16 protein-coding genes and 1 tRNA gene are annotated in these 17493 nt (G+C 69.2%); 9 read left to right on the top strand and 8 right to left on the bottom strand.

The genetic code is table 11. The annotated features are described in order from the left end of the window. Positions 1–38: 38 nt before the first annotated feature. Both AB0M51_RS24520 and AB0M51_RS24515 read left to right on the top strand, forming a co-directional pair. A tRNA-Pro gene (locus AB0M51_RS24520) sits at positions 39–112 on the top strand. Between the two features lie 49 nt (positions 113–161). Then, positions 162–1070, top strand: coding sequence for a group I intron-associated PD-(D/E)XK endonuclease (locus tag AB0M51_RS24515; protein ID WP_363750515.1), 909 nt, complete (start codon positions 162–164; stop codon positions 1068–1070). On the opposite strand, the gene AB0M51_RS24510 is transcribed toward AB0M51_RS24515, so the two are convergent. Together AB0M51_RS24510 and AB0M51_RS24505 are read right to left on the bottom strand one after the other, a co-directional pair. Continuing rightward, on the bottom strand, positions 978–3152 hold the full coding sequence (locus AB0M51_RS24510) for an MMPL family transporter (RefSeq protein WP_363750513.1): 2175 nt from the start codon (positions 3150–3152) through the stop codon (positions 978–980). The two genes, AB0M51_RS24515 and AB0M51_RS24510, sit on opposite strands and share 93 nt — an antisense overlap. A gap of 82 nt (positions 3153–3234) precedes the next feature. After that, a complete protein-coding gene (locus AB0M51_RS24505) occupies positions 3235–3783 on the bottom strand; it encodes a TetR/AcrR family transcriptional regulator (protein WP_363750511.1) in 549 nt (182 codons plus the stop codon). Between the two features lie 119 nt (positions 3784–3902). On the opposite strand from AB0M51_RS24505, the gene AB0M51_RS24500 reads away from it, so the two are divergent. Further along, entirely contained in the window at positions 3903–4847 is a 945-nt protein-coding gene (locus AB0M51_RS24500) for a trypsin-like peptidase domain-containing protein (protein WP_363750509.1), read from the top strand. Here the strand turns inward: AB0M51_RS24500 and AB0M51_RS24495 are convergent. From AB0M51_RS24495 to AB0M51_RS24475, 5 genes are all read right to left on the bottom strand, one after another. Further along, positions 4834–5202: a hypothetical protein gene (locus AB0M51_RS24495; protein ID WP_363750507.1), complete on the bottom strand. Its 369-nt coding sequence runs from the start codon at positions 5200–5202 to the stop codon at positions 4834–4836. The two genes, AB0M51_RS24500 and AB0M51_RS24495, sit on opposite strands and share 14 nt — an antisense overlap. A gap of 10 nt (positions 5203–5212) precedes the next feature. After that, the gene (locus tag AB0M51_RS24490) at positions 5213–5746 is read right to left on the bottom strand and encodes a GNAT family N-acetyltransferase (protein WP_363750505.1); all 534 of its coding nucleotides are present in this window, start codon (positions 5744–5746) and stop codon (positions 5213–5215) included. 130 nt (positions 5747–5876) lie between these two features. Then, the gene (locus AB0M51_RS24485; RefSeq protein WP_363750503.1) at positions 5877–6137 is read right to left on the bottom strand and encodes a VOC family protein; all 261 of its coding nucleotides are present in this window, start codon (positions 6135–6137) and stop codon (positions 5877–5879) included. A 108-nt stretch (positions 6138–6245) separates the two neighbouring features. Further along, entirely contained in the window at positions 6246–6653 is a 408-nt protein-coding gene (locus AB0M51_RS24480; protein WP_363750501.1) for an Imm7 family immunity protein, read from the bottom strand. 3 nt (positions 6654–6656) lie between these two features. Further along, a complete protein-coding gene (locus AB0M51_RS24475) occupies positions 6657–7316 on the bottom strand; it encodes an MBL fold metallo-hydrolase (RefSeq protein WP_363750499.1) in 660 nt (219 codons plus the stop codon). Between the two features lie 201 nt (positions 7317–7517). Between AB0M51_RS24475 and uvrA the strand changes: the two genes are divergently transcribed. The 5 genes from uvrA (at position 7518) to AB0M51_RS24450 (ending at position 12180) form a co-directional block, all read left to right on the top strand. Continuing rightward, the gene (gene uvrA, locus AB0M51_RS24470; RefSeq protein ID WP_344195024.1) at positions 7518–10526 is read left to right on the top strand and encodes an excinuclease ABC subunit UvrA; all 3009 of its coding nucleotides are present in this window, start codon (positions 7518–7520) and stop codon (positions 10524–10526) included. A 247-nt stretch (positions 10527–10773) separates the two neighbouring features. Beyond that, positions 10774–11112 (top strand): hypothetical protein, encoded by a 339-nt coding sequence (locus tag AB0M51_RS24465; protein WP_344195026.1) that lies wholly within the window; start codon positions 10774–10776, stop codon positions 11110–11112. 14 nt (positions 11113–11126) lie between these two features. Beyond that, positions 11127–11432, top strand: a complete 306-nt coding sequence (locus tag AB0M51_RS24460; RefSeq protein ID WP_344195028.1) for a pore-forming ESAT-6 family protein — start codon at positions 11127–11129, stop codon at positions 11430–11432. Between the two features lie 92 nt (positions 11433–11524). Then, a complete protein-coding gene (locus tag AB0M51_RS24455; protein WP_344195030.1) occupies positions 11525–11899 on the top strand; it encodes a DUF6507 family protein in 375 nt (124 codons plus the stop codon). Beyond that, on the top strand, positions 11896–12180 hold the full coding sequence (locus tag AB0M51_RS24450) for a hypothetical protein (RefSeq protein ID WP_344195032.1): 285 nt from the start codon (positions 11896–11898) through the stop codon (positions 12178–12180). The genes AB0M51_RS24455 and AB0M51_RS24450 overlap by 4 nt, the downstream gene beginning before the upstream one ends. A 214-nt stretch (positions 12181–12394) precedes the next feature. Here the strand turns inward: AB0M51_RS24450 and AB0M51_RS24445 are convergent, their stop codons facing one another. After that, positions 12395–13171 (bottom strand): hypothetical protein, encoded by a 777-nt coding sequence (locus tag AB0M51_RS24445; RefSeq protein WP_363750495.1) that lies wholly within the window; start codon positions 13169–13171, stop codon positions 12395–12397. On the opposite strand from AB0M51_RS24445, the gene AB0M51_RS24440 reads away from it, so the two are divergent. Further along, positions 13170–17493: hypothetical protein (locus AB0M51_RS24440; protein WP_363750493.1), on the top strand; the 4324-nt coding region annotated here is incomplete at its 3' end. The genes AB0M51_RS24445 and AB0M51_RS24440 overlap by 2 nt on opposite strands.

Below are 17493 nucleotides of genomic sequence, written 5' to 3'. Positions count from 1 at the left end.
TGTAGGGTTTACCTCGGTTCGCTCTTCGGAGCTGCCATCGGGCTGTGGCGTAGGTTGGTAACGCGTTCGGCTGGGGGCCGAAAGATCGCAGGTTCAAATCCTGTCAGCCCGACATCAAGAGGGGCACCGAAACTGTCGGTGCCCCTCTCTATGTTTGTCCCATGACCGCCTGGGACGACAGACGAACCTGGAACGACGAAGACCTCCGCCAGGCGGTGGCGGCGAACCATTCCTGGCGGGGTGTCGCTCGCGAGCTGGGATTGAAGGGGACGTCCGCGGGGACTGTCCGCTCGCTGAAGAAGCACGCCGAGCGGCTTGCGCTGGACACCGCGCATTTCACCGGCCAGCGGCAATGGTCGGACCAGAAGTTGCGCGATGTCATACGCGACGCGACCTCCTGGGCGGATGTGATCGCCGGCCTGGGGGTCAGCGACGGTAAGGAGTCTCGCGTCCGGCTCAAGGGGCATGCCGTCAGGCTGGGCCTGGACTGCAGCCATTTGAAGTGGCCACGTACTCAGGCGGCCCCAGCCGAGGTGTTCGACCAGCCGGTCCAGCCGGAGATGCTCCGCTACTCCGCAGCTGCGTTGGCGATGGCGTGGTTCACCTTGCGTGGATGTGCGGCCGCGTTGCCGATCGAGCCGCAAGCGTACGACCTGCTGGTGACGACTTCCAAAGGCATTCAACGTGTTCAGGTGAAGTCCTGCGCCGCCCGGGACAAGCGCGGCTACTGGCACGTCGGCATCGGTCGGCGTCCGTACGTACTGGACAAGTCCGCGAGCAAAATGCCGTACGACCCCGAGTCGATCGATCTGTTCTTCATCGTTCTGGGCGACGGCAGCATCTATGTCATTCCGAGTGCGATCCTGGCGGGGCGCACCAGCATCTCGGCGGACAGCTACGCGCCGTACCGGGTCGGTGATGCGTCGAGCTTGCTGCGCAGCGGAGCGCCGGCGGTGGCCGGCGCGCCGCGGCGGGTGTCAGCGTACGCCCGCGAGTTCGTCGGTTCGCGGTTCCTCGTCAACCCGAAGGTTTTCGCCTTCGATGTCTACCCGGGGGGTCAGGCGGTCTAGCCACTTCGGGAACCACCAGGCGCGGTCGCCGAGGAGGCTGAGGATGGCGGGGACGAGCGTCATCCGGACCACGAAGGCGTCGATGAGTACGCCGATCGTGAGGCCGAAGCCGATCGCCTTGATGATCGGGTCGTGGACGAGGATGAAGCCGGCGAAGACGGACGCCATGATCAGGGCGGCGGCGGTGACGACGCGGGCGCCGTGGCCGAGGCCCTGGACGGTGGCGTCGTTCGCGTGCCGGCCGTGCACGAACTCCTCGCGGACCCGGGACACGATGAACACCTCGTAGTCCATCGCCAGCCCGAACAGGATGCCCATCATGATGATCGGCAGGAAGCTGACCAGCGGACCGGGGGAGTCGACCCCGACGAGTTTCGCCAGGTGACCCTCCTGGAACACCGCGATCGTGATCCCGAAGGTCGCCCCGATGGTCAGCACGAACCCGAGCGTCGCCTTCAACGGCACCAGCACTGACCTGAAGGCCAGCAGGAGCAGCAGGAACGACAACCCGATCACGACGAACAGGTACGTCGGCAACGCGTCGGACAGCTTGTTCGAGACGTCGACGCCGACCGCGGTGTTGCCGGTGACCGAGATCTCGGTACCGCCGGTGGCCAGCGGGTGCACCGTCGAACGGAGGTTCTTCACCAGGTCAGCGGTCTGCTCGCTGGCCGGCCCGCTCTTCGGTATCACCTGCAGCAGCCGCGTCGTACCGTCCTGGCTGGCCGCGGCCGGTTGGGCCGCCACCACGTCGGGCAGCGCCTGCGCCTTACCCAGCACCTGCTGGACGACGGCGCCGGACGTCGCCGCATCGTTGCTCTTCACAACGACCACGAGCGGCCCGTTGGCGCCCGGCCCGAACGCCGCTGCCGTCAGGTCGTACGCGACCCGCTGGTTCGTCCCGGCGGCCGCTGACGCACCGTCCGGCAACGCGAGCTGCATGTTCTTCGCCGGGATCGCCAGCAACCCGAGACCGATGATGCCGACAGCAACGATCGGTACCCGGAACCGGGTCACCAGCCGGCCCCACCGGAAACCGAACCCTTCTTTCTGCGGAGTGGCCGTCGGCGACTTGCGCAACTTCCGCGGCAGCACCCGGTTCCCGACGAAGCCGAGCAGCGCCGGCAGCAGCGTCAGCGCGACCAGTACGGCGGTCAGCACGGTCGCCGCCGCGGCCAGCCCCATCGCGGTCAGGAACGGTACGCCGACCACCGACAGCCCGGCCAGCGCGATCACCACGGTCGCCCCGGCGAACAGCACCGCCGACCCGGCCGTCGCCGTCGCCCGCGCGACCGACTCCTCCGGATCCATGCCCGCACCCAGCTGCGACCGGTGCCGCGAGCTGATGAACAGCGAGTAGTCGATGCCTACCGCGAGGCCGAGCATCAGCGCCAGGATCGGCGCCGTCGACGACACGTCGGTGAACGCGGTCACGATGAACAGCCCGGCCATCCCGGCGAGTACGCCGAGCAGCGCCGTCACGAGCGTCATCCCGGCCGCGACCAGCGACCCGAACGTGATCACCAGGACGACGGCCGCGACCGCGACACCGATCACCTCGGTCGCGCCGATCTCCGGGATCCCGGCCTTGATCTGGCCGCCCGGCACCACCTGCAGGTCGCCGGAGCTGAGCGCGCTGAGTCCGTCGTACCCGTCGCTGCTCTCGTGCGACAGTTCGTCGGCCGGCTTGTCGAACTGGACGCTGATCAGTCCGGTCGTACCGTCCGGGCTGATCGCCTTGCTGGTGAACGGGTCGATCGCGGCGATCACCTCGGGAACCTTCGCGACCTTTGCGACGGTGGTGCCGACCGCGGCCTTCACGGCCGGGTCGGCGAGCGTCCTGCCCGCCGGGGCCTTGACGACGACGGTCGCGGACGCACCGCTGGCGGCCGGCAGTTCGTGCTTGAGGGCGTCCAGCGCGCGCTGTGACTCGGTGCCCGGGATCGAGAACGTGTTCGCGGTCTTGCCGCCCAGCGTCAGCGCGCCGACACCGAGCACCACGAGGAACAGCGCCCACAGCGCGGCGACCAGACGCCGGCGCTGGTACGAGAACCGGCCGAGCCGGTAGAGCAGATTGGCCATCGGGGAGTGCGTCCGTTTCGGGTCAGCGGGCAGAAATGTTCGCCCCGCCGCGGCGGGGGACAGGCGGGGGACAGCTGTCGGTTCAGTCGCGCCGGAGCAGTCGGCGCAGGGCGGTGTCGCAGAGTCTTCGGAGTTCGTCGTCCGTGCGTTCGCCCGGATAGCGGCACTCGCCGAGCAGGCCGTTCACGGCGAACTTGGCGAGATCGCGATCGAGGGTGTCGTCGGAGCCGGCGAGGTACTCGGTGAGCCGGATGCCGTCGGCGACCAGCCCGGCGATCTCCGGCACGTTCTCGATCACCGGGATGACGTCCTGGATCACGTCCATCACGCCGCGGTGCAGGACGGCCAGGTCGGTGAAGCGCCGGATGGCGAACTCCTGCGTCTCGGCCGCGGGCAGCGCCGTCAGTTGCCTGACCAGTTCGGCGACGTCGGCGGCGGCGGGTTCGAGGACGGCGGCGAGCACGGCGGGCTTGCCGCTGAAGTGGTACAGCACGGTCGCCTTCGAGCAGCCGGCCGCGGTGGCGATGTCCTGCAGCGACGTCGCGTTGTAGCCGGCGGCCTGGAACAGGTCCATCGCCTGGCGCACGATCTCGCGCCTGGTCCGCTCCCGGGCGGGGGTGGTGACTGCCATGTCATGCATCCTGACTGACCGATCGGCCAGTTTTCAACCGATCGGTCAGGTTTGTGGTCGGGTTCACGCCGTGGCCAGCCCTTGCTTGCGGTGTAATGATGTAATTCAGGAGGCGTGAGATGGCTGACGAGCTGGCTGGGGACGACGTTCTGGATGCTTACTCCCGGGTGGTCTCGGGAGTGGCCGAACACCTGATCCCGCGGGTCGCGAGCCTGCGGATCCACAGCCGGCGCGGTGACTCGTCCGGCTCCGCCGTCGTGCTCACCGGTGACGGCCACCTGCTCACCAACGCCCACGTCGTCGGCGACGGCAGCGAGGCGGCGGCGGAGTTCGCGGACGGTACGACGGCGCAGGCCCGGGTGGTCGGCGTCGACCGGCTGTCGGATCTCGCCGTACTGCGCGCCGACCGGGAGATCCCGGATCCGCCGGAGTACGGCGACGCGGACCACCTGAAGGTCGGCAACCTCGTCGTCGCGGTGGGCAACCCGCTGGGGCTGGCCGGGAGCGTCACGGCCGGCGTGGTGAGTGCGCTCGGCCGGTCGTTGCCGGTTCGCAGCGGTTCGGCCAACCGGATCATCGAGGATGTCATCCAGACCGACGCCGCGCTGAACCCGGGCAACTCCGGCGGCGCGCTCGCCGACGGCAACGGCCGGGTGATCGGCATCAACACCGCGGTCGCCGGGATCGGGCTCGGCCTGGCGGTCCCGATGAACCCGACGACGCGGCGGATCATCTACTCGCTGCTCCACGACGGCCGGGTGCGCCGGGCGTACCTCGGTCTGGTGACCACGCCTGCTCCGCTGCATCCGGCGCTGGCGGAGCGGTTCGACCAACGTACGGCGTTACGTGTCGTCGAGGTGATCCCGGCGAGCCCGGCCGCCGCCGCGGGCCTTCGGCAGGGCGACCTGGTGCTGGCGGTGAACGGCGTACCGCTGCGGGACGCGCAGTCGCTGCAGCGGCAGTTGTTCGAGGACGCGATCGCCCGCCGGACCGAGATCACCGCGATCCGGAACAACGCCCTCGTGGATGGGATCGCGTACCCGGCCGAGCTCACCGACCGCTGAGGAACTGCTCCACGTCGACGTACTGACGGCGTCTCGGGCCGCCGCGGATGCCGTACGAGTCGAGGAGCAGTTCGGCGAGCTCGCGCTGCTCGATCCGGTCGAGGTATCCCCAGCAGGTGACCCGGTACTGGAACGTGTGCACGACCGGAAACACGTCGCGCCGGGCGGCCAGGGCGGGGCCGAGGTCCAGGTCGCCGGTCCAGACCTGGACGAGTTCGCGGTCGTCCTCGTCCCAGCGCAGGCGGGCGAACTGGTGGCGGCCCGCGTACCAGGCCGGCGATCCTTCGTGCGCCTCGCCGAGCCGGGCGTCGGGGAGCCGCTCGGACAGCTCGCAGACGTCCTGCCACGTCGCCATACCGGCGATGCTAACTCCGCAGCCGAGCCCGGAGGAGTACGCAGCTGCCAGGCTCGAGTGGAGCGTTCGGGAAGGTGAAGTCCCGGGTGACCTCGGTGAACCCGAACCTCTGGTGGAGGTCGAGGGTTGGGCCGTTCCGGAGGTTGGCGAAGTAGTAGGCATCGTCGGCCCGCTCGGCCACCCAACGCATCCGTTCCGTCGTCAGCAGGTCGCCGATCCCGTGCCGCCGCCACGCGGGCGCGACGATCAACCCGATCAGGTAGTACCCGTCCGGCGCTGTCGTCGGCGGGTCAGCGGGGGAGATCTTGTGCCCGAGCACCAGCGCGTACCCGGCAATCTCGCCGCCCACCTCCGCGACCACCGTGTACTTGTCCGGATCCCGCAGATCCGCCTCCAGCCGAAGCCGCCGCGCCTCCGCCGACCCACCGGTCCGCGTCACGATCAGCTCGGCGCAGGCCGGCAGATCAGCGTTCACCGCCGGCCGCACCTGCACGTCGACGGCACGCCGTGCAACCCCGGGCCGATACTCCGCGAAACCAGTCATGCCATCACCCTAGGATCCGCCGGTCCGGCCGGCCCTCGGTGGTCCGCTCATCTTTGGGAAGCCACCAACCATTTCGAGGCTCCCGGAGTGGTCGGTGGCTTCTCAAAGTCTGCGCCCGGGCGCAGCACGCCTAGCGGCCGAGAGCGGGTTTGAGCGTGTAGTCGGTGAAGCCGATGACGTTGCCCCACGGGTCGCGGAGCTCGAAGGCCCAGCCGGTCGGAATCTCGAACGGCGGGGAGCTCAGCCGGACGCCTTTCGAGGACAACTCGTCCGCTGCCGCCCGGGCGTCCGGGACTTCGAACCACACTTTCTGCCCGCCGGCGACGGGTGCCTGGGTGACCCCGATCCCGAGCCCCGGCGTCTCGTCGCCGACTCGGAAGAGCACCTTCATCGCCGACTCCTTACAGGATCACCGCATCCGAACTTCCACCGTCGACGGTCGCGGGCGCGCCCGGACAGGGCCGAAGGTCACTCGTCCGAGCGCGGGGGCTCCGGCCTGTCAGGCGAGCTCGTCCTCCACAACCCCAACGTGCGGCGAGAGCCAGGAGTCGGCCTCCGGGGTGACCGAGCCGCGTTTCAGCACCCAGATGACCCAGCGATTCGCGTCCTCGCCCTGTGCTTCGTCGTCGTACACGTGCAGCAGGCCGTACGACCACGGCGCCAGCCGGGCGATACGTCGGAACACCTCGATGACCGGCTCCTGGCGATGGTTTCGCAGCCCGGCGAGCCAGAGGTGGGCCGAGCCGTTCACCACGCGCAGGTCCGCCACCTGCAGATCGCTCCGTACGTCGGCGATCGCCGCGGCGACGGCGTCGTACGCGCTCTGGCTCAGGTCGTCCGCCGGGCCGCTCCGGTCCCAGTCGTCCTGGGTGTCCCGGAGCGTGGCCCAGCCGTGGTACTCGAACACGGGCTACCAGCCGCGTTCGCGCCATTCGGCGACGTGGGGGCGTTCGGTGCCGAGGGTGGTGTCGGCACCGTGGCCGGGGTAGACCCAGGTCTCGTCGGGGAGGGTGCCGAACAGCTTGGCGTCCACGTCGTTGAGGAGCGACGTGAAGCGGGCCTTGTCGCCCTGGGTGTTGCCGACGCCGCCGGGGAACAGGGAGTCGCCGGTGAACAGGTGCGGTGCGCCGTCCGGGTCGTCGTACACCAGGGCGATCGAGCCGGGGGTGTGGCCGACCAGGTGGATGACGCGCAGGCTGCAGCTGCCGACCGCGATGTGGTCGCCGTCGTCGACGAGCTGGTCGGTCGGGACCGGGATGCCCTCGGCGTCGTGGCGGCCGGCGACCGTGGTGGCACCGGTCCGGGCGACGACCTCGGCCAGCGCCTCCCAGTGGTCCTGGTGGCGGTGCGTGGTGACGACCCGGGCGAGGCCCGCCTCGCCGATCAGCCGGAGCAGGGTGTCCGCCTCGTTCGCGGCGTCGATCAGGACCTGCTCGTCGGTCTGCCGGCAGCGCAGCAGGTAGGCGTTGTTGTCCATCGGTCCGACGGCGACCTTGGTGATCATCAGCTTGGCCAGCTCGTGGGTCTGTGCCGGTCCGCCGACCTTGACGTTCCCGTGGTACTCGGGCATCTCGCCTCTCCCTGATCTAGGTGACACGCAGATCCTTGCACCTCCGGCGGGGTTGGATCGAGCACGGTCCGCGATCGAATATACTTTCGAAGCCGGACCGCGGTTGCGGCGGCGGAAGTTTTTGTCGGTGGGCTTCGTTAGCATGACCGGGCAGGCCGGAGAACCGTCCGGAAACCCTCGAGAGCGGCTGAGAGTGAGCTTGTGTCTGACCGTTTGATCGTGCGCGGAGCACGTGAGCACAACCTGAAGGACGTCTCGGTCGACCTGCCGCGGGACGCCATGATCGTCTTCACCGGACTGAGCGGCTCCGGGAAGTCCAGCCTGGCCTTCGACACGATCTTCGCTGAGGGGCAGCGCCGCTACGTCGAGTCGCTGTCGGCGTACGCGCGCCAGTTCCTTGGCCAGATGGACAAACCGGACGTCGACTTCATCGAGGGCCTGTCCCCGGCGGTCTCGATCGACCAGAAGTCCACCTCGCGGAACCCGCGCTCCACCGTGGGCACGATCACCGAGGTGTACGACTATCTCCGGCTGCTGTTCGCCCGGGCCGGCCGCCCGCACTGTCCCGAGTGCGGCGAGCCGATCGCGCGGCAGACCCCGCAGCAGATCGTCGACCGGGTGCTGGAGCTCGACGAGGGCACCCGGTTCCAGGTGCTCGCCCCGGTGGTCCGCGGCCGCAAGGGGGAGTACGTCGACCTGTTCCGGCAGCTGACCGGTCAGGGCTTCTCGCGGGCCCGGGTGGACGGCGAGACGATCCAGCTGACCGAGCCGCCGAAGCTCGACAAGCAGAAGAAGCACAGCATCGACGTAGTTGTCGACCGGCTCGCGGTGAAGGGTTCCGCGAAGCAGCGGCTGACCGACTCGGTCGAGACCGCGCTCGGCCTGGCCGGCGGTCTCGTGGTGCTGGACTTCGTCGACCTCCCGGAGGACGACCCGCACCGCGAGCGCCGGTTCTCCGAGAAGCTCGCCTGCCCGAACGATCATCCGCTCGCGATCGACGAGCTCGAGCCGCGGTCGTTCTCGTTCAACTCGCCGTACGGCGCCTGCCCGGTCTGCACCGGCCTCGGGACCCGGATGGAGGTGGACCCGGAGCTGCTCGTCCCGGATCCGTCGAAGTCCCTCGACGAGGGCGCGATCCAGCCGTGGTCGGGGCAGAACGTCACGCAGTACTTCGAGCGGTTGCTCGAGGCGCTGGCGAAGGACCTGAAGTTCAAGACCAGCACGCCGTTCGGCGAGCTGCCGGCGAAGGCGAAGAAGGCGCTGCTCACCGGCCACGACAAGCAGGTGCACGTCTCGTACCAGAACCGCTACGGCCGCGAGCGGTCGTACTACACGAGCTTCGAGGGCGTGATCCCGTATGTCGAGCGCCGGCACGCGGAGGCGTCCAGCGACACCGGGCGGGAGCGCTTCGAGGAGTACATGCGCGAGGTGCCGTGCCTGGCCTGCAACGGCGCGCGCCTGAAGCCGATCTCGCTGGCGGTCACGCTCGGCGGGAAGAACATCGCCGAGATCAGTGCGATGTCGATCGACGAGGTGCACGACTTCCTCGCCCAGATGGAGCTCACCCCGCGCGAGAAGCAGATCGCCGAGCGGGTGGTGAAGGAGATCGGCGAGCGGCTGCGCTTCCTGCTCGACGTCGGCCTGGACTACCTGGCGCTCAGCCGGCCGGCGGGTTCGCTGTCCGGCGGCGAGGCGCAGCGGATCCGGCTCGCGACGCAGATCGGCTCCGGCCTGGTCGGCGTGCTGTACGTGCTGGACGAGCCGTCCATCGGCCTGCACCAGCGGGACAACCGGCGGCTGATCGACACGCTGGTCCGGCTCAAGGAGCTGGGTAACACGCTGATCGTCGTCGAGCACGACGAGGACACCATCGACCACGCGGACTGGGTCGTCGACATCGGCCCGGGCGCCGGCGAGCACGGCGGCCAGGTGGTCGTGTCGGGCACGGTCGAGGACCTGCGCAACCACCCGGACTCGATCACCGGCGCGTACGTGTCCGGCCGCAAGGAGATCCCGATCCCGGCGGTCCGGCGGCCGCTGACCGAGGGCCGCGAGCTGACCGTGTACGGCGCCCGGCAGAACAACCTCAAGGACCTCGACGTGACCATCCCGCTCGGGGTGTTCGTCGCGGTCACCGGCGTGTCCGGCTCCGGCAAGTCGACGCTGGTCAACGACATCCTCTACACGTCGCTGGCCCGCCAGATCTACGGCGCCCGCGCGGTGCCCGGACGGCACACGAAGATCTCCGGCATGGAGCTGGTGGACAAGGTCATCCACGTCGACCAGTCGCCGATCGGCCGGACGCCGCGGTCGAACCCGGCGACGTACACCGGGGTCTGGGACCACGTCCGCAAGCTCTTCGCGGAGACGCCCGAGGCGAAGGTGCGCGGGTACCAGCAGGGTCGCTTCTCGTTCAACGTGAAGGGCGGTCGCTGCGAGGCGTGCTCGGGTGACGGCACGCTGAAGATCGAGATGAACTTCCTGCCGGACGTGTACGTCCCGTGTGAGGTGTGCCACGGCGCGCGGTACAACCGCGAGACGCTCGAGGTGCACTACAAGGGCAAGACCGTCGCGGACGTGCTGGACATGCCGATCGAGGAGGCGTCGGAGTTCTTCCAGGCGATCCCGGCGATCTCGCGGCACCTGAAGACACTGGTCGAGGTCGGCCTCGGATACGTCCGCCTCGGTCAGCCGGCGCCGACGCTGTCCGGTGGTGAGGCGCAGCGCGTGAAGCTGGCGTCCGAGCTGCAGCGGCGTTCGACCGGCCGCACGGTGTATGTGCTGGACGAGCCGACCACGGGTCTGCACTTCGAGGACATCAGCAAACTGCTCGGCGTGCTGAGCGGGCTGGTGGACAAGGGCAACTCGGTGCTGGTGATCGAGCACAACCTCGACGTGATCAAGACCGCCGACTGGCTGATCGACCTCGGCCCGGACGGTGGCCGCCGCGGTGGCACGCTGGTCGCGGAGGGGACGCCGGAGGAGGTCGCGGCCAACCCGGCGTCGTACACCGGGCAGTTCCTCGCCGAGATCCTGGAGGGACGGGCGGCGAAGCCGAGTGCGAGGAAGGCGGCAGCGAAGGCGCTGCCCGCCAAGAAGACCGCCGCGAAGAAGGCTCCGGCCAAGAAGGCGGTCACCAAGAAGGCCGTTGCGAAGAAGGCTGCGCCGGCCAAGAAGGTGTCTGCTGCCAGGAAGCGCGCAGCCGGCTGAGTTTGTGAGCTGGAAACAGGCCCCGGAGCGCTGAGCGCCCGGGGCCTGTTGCTGCAGTCGGCGGACAACGAAGGTCGAGTGGTTGCCTCGTCACGGTTTCTGGTTGCCGCGGGCAATCACAGTCGTGTCACACGTACCTTTCGATCCTGATCGAAAGGTACCTGCCCGGGACCGGCAATTGCGGTACTGACCTGTACCTCCCACTATCGTTGCCGTGCGGCGCAACCACACTGTCGAAGGAGAAACCGTGACCGGACGCTGGGACATGGGTCAGGACACCCTGAGCCAACTGGCCAAGAAGACCTCGACCGGAACCCAGGACCTGGGCGGCCTGGTGAAGCGGCTGGTCGCGGCCGCGCAGCCGCTCGAGGGCAAGATGAACGGTGCCGGAAAGCAGATGTTCGACGCGTTCAAGTCGAACGTGGACGGTATCGCGGCCGATCTCAACGCCGGCCTCGCGGCGATCAACCAGGGTCAGTCCGGGATGGACACCGCGTTCCGTACCGGTGACACCGAGATGGCCGACACCGCGAAGAAGAACCAGGGTGCGGCCGACTTCAACGCCGCCAAGTTCGGCAAGCGCTGAGAGAGGAGCAGGCAATGGGAAACCGCAACAGCTACGACACCGCGGCCTCGGGTGAGGTCCAGGGCACGATCAACAGCCTCTCCGGCCAGATCACGAGCCTGATCGCGACCCACAAGCAGAACGTGTCCGCCGCACTGGCCGACGCGTCCGCCAGTGGGGTGACCGAGAACTACCGCGCCGTCGAGGACCGCTTCAACAAGGCGGCCGAGCAGACGCTCGCGATCATCCAGTCGCTGAAGGAAACCCTGTCGCAGAACGACTCGACCGCCGCCGCGACCCTGAAGAAGGCGTCGGCCGCGGTCGACAACATCGGCGGCTGACCGCCGGCGCCTAGCGGTACCGTCCCGGACGTACCCCTGAGCGGGGCGCGTCCGGGCTCGTTGTGCACAAGGTCCGAACGGGAGGAGCAACGGTGGACTGGGACATCGACATCCAGGGCGTGAACGGCGTACTCCAGAAGACGGCGACCGCCGTGGAGCCCTTCGACGGCTACGCGAAGACGTACGGCGAGTCGGTCAAAGGACTCGCGGACGGTCTGAACTGGCAGATGTTCGCGGTCGTCTCGGCGTCGCTGGGGGAGTTCGCCCAGCACTGGAACCCGAACCTGGAAGCCGCCGCCAAGCAGGTCGGCGCGTCGCTGACCGGTTGCCAGAACGCGGTGAAGGCGTACATGGCCGGGCAGGAAGAGATGGCACTGCGTGCGCAGCAGCAGGCCCAGAACGGCGTCATTCCGGACGTTCCGGGATCCACGTCGCGCACCAACCCGGGAAGGAACCGAGCGCTGTGACCGACCAGAACGAGGCATCGTCCGTGCCGCAGGACGTGGCCGACGCCGGCCGCGTACGGCTCGCCGACTGGCTGAACGCCAACGCCGCGGCGCCCGAGCTCCGGACGACCCCGGAGGAACTGTCGGAATGGGCGGCGTACCAGGTCGAGGAGTACCTGGTCTTCGTTCCGCCGGGCTACGCGAACCTGATGTTCCTGGTCGCCGACCACGGCATCTCGTCGTTCCAGCCGAGCCAGTTGCCGCTCGAGCAGGCGATGATCGCGGCCCGTCCGCAGGCCTGATCGCCGCCGTACGCCGTACCCGAAGCACCTGTCGACCCCCGCGCGTGACCGAGGACTGAGCTGTCATGATCAAACCCGAAGGCATCCCGATCGACGACGTCGCCCGGATGATCAGCACGATCGACAAGTACGACCAGTCGCTGCGGACCCTCGGCCCCCAGTTCACCCAGCTCGGGCAGGGCGTGAACAGTGCGTTCAAGGGTCTCGACCCTGTCTACCAGGCGCCGGAGAAGTACAAGCTGGTCAGCTCGATGCAGATCGTCGAGACGAAGCTCAACGAGTTCGGCCCCACGCTGCCGCAGGTTGCGAACCATCTGCGCAACCTGGCCGGTGCGACGCAGGAGAAGCTCACCCAGCTGAAGAACATCCGCACCGAGGCGTACGACTGGCACCGCCGGAAGAACGGCAACCCGGAGTGGCAGAACGACCAGGCGATGATCGACGACAACAACCGCATGGTCAAGGACGTCACGAAGATCATGCAGGAGGAGTTGCCGGCGATCGCGATCAACGCCGCGAACGCGATCGCGAAGCTGTACGGCGGCAAGGCCTGGGACCCGAAGACCGGGCAGCGCGACGGAGATCCGGCGCCGCCGAAGCAGGACTCGGACAAGGAACCGGATCCGCCCGCGTGGGGTACCGAGGAAGAGCGCGACAAGCCGTGGTGGCAGGACTGCCTGGAGTTCCCGCAGAACGTTGTCATCGGTGTGCTCACCGTCGTCGGCGAGACGGTACAGAGCATCCTGACGTTGGTTCCCGTACTTCCGGCGCTCGGGTCGATCCCGGGACTTCGGGACTTCATGAAGGACACGCTCGGCTGGGACATGCCGACCTGGAAGGACGCCGGCAACGCGTGGGTCGGGCTGGGCAAGATGGTCGCGGCGGCCACGACAGCGCCCATACAAGCGCTGTGGGCGGGATTCGACGCGGTCACCGGGCTGAACACCCGGCCGGACGTCGTGAAGGAGTTCGGCAAGGAAAGCCTCGACATGGGCAAGAACATGCTCAAGGGGTTCGTGGCCTGGGACGAGTGGAGCAAGAACCCGGGCAAGGCGTTCGGCATGGCGCTGACCAACGTGGTCGCGACCGTCGCCAGCGGCGGCGCGGCCGGCGGGATCAAGGCGGCGGCGATGGCCGGCAAGTTCGGTGCCGCGAGTGTGACCGTGGCGAAGGTCGCCGGGGTCGCCGAGAAGCTGCAGGTGGCGCGGTCCGCCATCCATGACGCGACCCTCGGCGCGGTGACGAAGATCCCGAAGGTCGGCCAGGTGGTGACCGGGATGTCGAAGATCCCGATCGTCGGCGAGAACTTCAAGATGCAGAACCTGACCAAGGTCGAAGTACCGAAGGTCGAAACACCGCACACCGGTCACGCCTCGGCCGAGACCCCGCACGCGTCGGTGGACACTCCGTCGGTCCACACCGCGTCGGTCGACACGCCTACTGTCCACACGCCGACTGTCGACAATCCGACGGTCCACACGTCAGGCGCCGACGGCTCGCCGGTAGCGCACGCAGGTCCGTCACACACAGACCCTGGTACGTCGCCTGTGTCCCATTCGGACCCTGGTACGCCGTCGGTGTCGCACGCCGACCCCGGTACGCCGAACACGCCCGGCGCGACCACGCACACCCCGGACCCGGGAACCCCCGCGACACACACCCCCGAGCCGGGTGCACCTACTCCGGCCGCGACGCACACGCCCGACCCGGGCACCCACACGCCGGAGTCCCTGACCCACACCCCAGACCCCGGTACTCACACACCCGGCGCGACCCACACGCCAGACCCGAACACACCGGGCACCACGCACACACCGGACCCGAACACACCGGGCACCACGCACACACCGGACCCGAACACACCGGGCGCGACGCATACGCCGGACCCGAACACGCCGGGCGCGACGCACACGCCGACCCACACCCCGGAGCCGGGGACGCGTACGCCTGAGTCGACCCATACGCCCGAGGCGACGACGCGTACTCCGGAGTCCACGCACACCCCGGACTCGACCCATACGCCCGAGTCCACGCACACACCTGAGTCGACAACGCATACGCCGGAGTCCACGACCCACACGCCGGACTCCACGACCCACACGCCCGAGTCCACGCACACACCTGAGCCCACGACGCATACGCCGGAAGCCAGGACCCACACCCCGGACTCGACCCACACCCCGGACTCGACCCACACCCCGGACTCGACCCACACCCCGGAGAACACGCGGACTCCCGAGTCAACGCATACACCTGAGAGCACCCGTACTCCGGAGTCGCACACCCCCGACGGGACGCGGACGCCGGATCCGGTGGCGGCGCCCATCGCGCCGATGCATCCCGGCGTGTCCGGTCACAGCACCCCGTCCGGCGGACACCACGATGCGTCGCACGAGCCGAACCAGCCCCATCGACCGGCGCAGGAGTCCCGTTCCGACGTACCGCGGCGGGAACACGACGGCGGCAACGACCCGAAGTACGACGACCCCAAGGCCCGGCAGGCCGAGATCGACCGGCTGAAGCCGGACTACCTGAAGGACCGGACCCCCGCGGAGCGGCAGTATCCGCCGCACTCTGACCCGAACCGTCCCCAGGACCCGAACGCGGACCCGAACGACACCCAGGTCGACCGCAACAACTTCCTGCACCGGGATCCGCACGACCCGCGCCGGCAGACGCTGCGTTCGACGATCGGCGACCCGCCCGAGGGTTCGATGAGGGACTGGGTCCGGCACGTGAACCCGGATCACGGGCGGGGCCCGGAGTTCGGAATGAACTGCGCGGACTGCTCGCGCAAGACCGCCGCGATCCTGAACGGCGACGTCCCCGAACTCGCCAACGGCCGGCGGCTCGCGCATGGCGAGCCGCTCGAACCGACCCTCGAGTGGATGGGCCTGAAGGACTTCTCGCCCGGCAACAAGCTGAACATCAGCCGGACGAGCCTGAGCCCGGGCGAGTTCACCGAGGCGGCGTTCCGGCGGGTCCACGAGGCGCTCGAGGGGCGCCCGCCGGGTACGCACGCGAACCTGTTCGTCCGCTGGCACTCGGGGCACGCGAACATCCCCGGCGCCGGCCACGTGCTGAACGCGGTCGTGGACGACACCGGGGTCGTGCGGATCGTGGACAGCCAGCCGACCGGCGGGATGATCCACGAGCCGGTCCGGCCGGACGGGTCGTTCGACAACCCGTACAAGCACGTCGACGCGAACGGCGACGTGCATGACGTCAACATCACCGAGATGCAGTTCGCCGTCCGCGAACGCGGCGGCCACTGGGAAGGCGTCCCCGCCGAGCCGAACACTCCGGCGCGCTACGTCCCACCCCCGCGGCCCGCCAACGCCCCACACACCCCGGCGCCGAGCACCTCCCACACCCCAGCCGCTCCCACAACCCACACTCCCAACCCACCGGACCCACACGCCCCCAACACCTCCGGCTCCCACCCCCCGGAGCCGGACATCCCAGGCACACCTGCCTCCCGACCCCCCGAGACCCACTCACCAGAGGCCCACCAGCCAGCCTCCGCTACGCCGGAGCCGCACACGCCGGGGTCCCACGATCCCCGAACGCATGCGCCGGAGTCGGGTACGCCGGAGTCGCACGATCCGCGGAGTCACGCCCCGGGAACGCACGATCCACGGACGCATGCGCCGGAGTCGCGTACGCCGGAGTCCCACGATCCGCAGACGCACGCGCCGGAGTCAGGTACGCCGCAGTCGCACGATCCGCGGACGCACGCGCCGGAGACGCGGTCCGCAGATGGTCACATGCCGGGTTCTCGTACGCCGGACGCACATGCGCCCGACGGGCACGCTCGCGAGCCGCACGCCGCTGACGGGAACACGCGGGACGCGACAGAATCTGCTGCGCATACACCCGAAGGGCACGCCCGGGACCCGCATACCCCGGAAGCACGTACGCCTGAAGCACAGGCTCGCGACGGGCACGTACCCGAGGCACATGCTCGTGACGGGCGTACGCCTGAAGCGCAGGCTCATGACGGACGTACGCCCGAGGCGCACGCGCACGACGGCCGTACGCCTGAAGCAACCGCTCGTGACGGGCACGCGCCTGAACAGCACGCACCCGAAGCGCGCCCCAAGGACGGGCAGGCGGCTGGCTCGCACGCCGACGACGCGCACACGCCTGGCCAACACACGCCCGAGACGCACGCGCCGGACGGGCATGCTCCCGGGACGCACGCGCCGGGCGGGCATGCTCCCGGGACGCACGCGCCGGGCGGGCATGGTCCCGAGACGCACGCGCCCGACGGGCGAGCTCCTGAAGGCCGTACGTCTGAGGTGCGTGGTGGGGAGTACGGGAGCCACCAGGGAGCGCAGCACGATCCGTTTGCGGGGTCTGAGCTCGCGGACCGGCGGTTCCGGGCTTCGGAGCGGGATCTGCAGGACCTGAGGGCCCAGGGCGGGATGGAGCCCCGCAAGCTCGCGGAGATCCGCGGGCGGCTGGCGCAGCAGGTCGGCGACGCGAACGCGCTGTCCGACATCGAGGTGACCTCGCTCGAACGGATGCTGATCGGGCACGACCACCAGGACGTCAACACCGCGTTCCGTGAAGGCGACCGGCTGGTCGAGCAGAAGCCCGTCGTACGCGTCGCCACGTCCGCGCTGAACAAGCTGCCCGACTACCACGGTGAGCTGCAGCGCGGGCTGAGCTTCTACTCGGCGGACGAGTTCGAGGCGTTCCTGAACAGGTACCGCCCGGGGCAGACCGCGCGGGAACCTGCGTTCACGCACTCCGCGAAGGGGCGCGAGGGCGCGGAGGACTTCAGCGGCGGGCGGTACTCGGTCGGCCGCGTCGTACTCCACATCGACGCGCAGCACGGCAAGGACCTGTCGTTCATGCGCGACCCGGCCGTCGGCATCGACGAGGTCATGCACGGGCCGCACACGCCGTTCTACCCGACCAGGATGGACCCGCCCGGCGAGGACGGGGTCTGGCACATCCACGTCCGCGACCACGGCGGCCCGGTGGACCCGACGCCCCGTGACCTGGAACCGATCAGCGTCGACGGCGCGTCCCCACGTACGCCGAGTTCGCCGACGCCGCCCTGGTCGCCGCAGACGCCGCAACCACCGGCAAACCCGTTCGGCCCAGGCGGCCGCGACCAGTGGACCCCGCCTCAACCACATACGCCAACCCCACCCCGGGATCCCCAACCGACGTACAACCCGGGCCAGCAGCACAACCCCACGCAGCCGCAGTACAGCCCGGGACAGCCGGCGTACAACCCGGGGCAGCAGCACAACCCGGGGCAACCGGCGTACAACCCGGGGCAGCAGCACAACCCGGGCC

This window comes from Kribbella sp. NPDC051137, assembly GCF_040682535.1.
Classification (GTDB): Bacteria; Actinomycetota; Actinomycetes; order Propionibacteriales; family Kribbellaceae; genus Kribbella; species Kribbella karoonensis.
The sequence above is the reverse complement of the archived record's forward strand: the minus strand, read 5'-3'. Positions and strand labels throughout refer to the sequence as shown.